This window comes from Rhodococcus jostii NBRC 16295, assembly GCF_001894825.1.
GTDB lineage: Bacteria > Actinomycetota > Actinomycetes > Mycobacteriales > Mycobacteriaceae > Rhodococcus_F > Rhodococcus_F jostii.
Map to the genome: position 1 here is coordinate 1 of NZ_BCWY01000247.1, position 1,033 is coordinate 1,033.

A 1,033-nucleotide genomic window follows, 5' to 3' on the forward strand; every position below is an offset into this window, starting at 1 on the left:
CCCGCATCGTGCGGTTCCGGTTCCAGGGGAGCAGTTGTTGAACAGGCACTGAGAGACTCTGCAGGTCGGAGCTTCGTGGCGTGCCACGAATTTCGTCGCTCTACGTAAGCTGCGCCGTTGAGTGTCAACCGGGCCTCGATGCCCCCCGCCGGTGTGCAGGGGAGAACCTGCGTCCCAAAGTAATCCGCGCCTGCGCCCAGCCGACCCGCGGAGGGTGTGATGGTGCGGTGGGCGCCACTTCCTTATCGGCGACCCGATGGCGGTGGCCGGAATCAGGCATTGACTCGAATGTTTGTTCGAACTAGAATTGGAACATGGGGATCGGGGAGGATATCCAGGGGGCGTTGTCGGACGAGATTCTGGCGACTGCGGTCGGTGATGCGTGGCGTCTGGCCGAGGCGGAATTGCTCGACTCGGTGGTGCGGGTGTCGGAGGAGATCCAGCGGCTCGAAGCCTTGCGGGTCAAGCTGGTCGGTGCGGTGGATCATCGCTGCCACGTCGATGTGCTGGGGTTTCCGAACGCCAAGATGTGGTTGGCGTCGAAGACGTTGCTCGAGGTGGGTGCGGCGGGGCGAATCGTGATGCTGGGCCGGGGTTTGCGGTTCCAGCCGGAGATCGCGGATCACTTCTTTCACACCAACATTTCGGCGGAGCACGCTGCGCTGGTGATGAAGTTCTGTGAGCGGCCACCGAAGGGCATGCCGGACGAGGCGTTGGACGGCTGCCGGAGGGCGTTGCTGCTCGCGGCCACCGGTCCGACCGCGAACACCGATGCGGTGCGTGCGGTGATCGCGCGACTGGAGCGTGTCTTCGAATCCGATGATCCGCCGCCGAGTGAAGACACCGAACGCAACGAGTTCCATGCCTCGAAGACACTGAACGGGCGGGTCGCGGTGAAGGGTGACCTGGATGCGGTGACCGGTGAGATGCTGCTCTCGGCGCTGTCCGGGCTGTCGAAGCCGCGGCCGGCGCAGGATGGAACGAAGGACGAGCGCACCCCGGGGCAGCGGCGGGCCGACGGGTTCACCGAACT

Annotated in this window: 1 protein-coding gene; it reads left to right on the forward strand. The window is 65.0% G+C overall.

The features are described 5' to 3' along the window. Nucleotides 1-314: 314 nt before the first annotated feature. A partial coding sequence (locus RJ1_RS45000; RefSeq protein ID WP_143169622.1) for a DUF222 domain-containing protein occupies nt 315-1,033 on the forward strand: 719 nt, incomplete at its 3' end.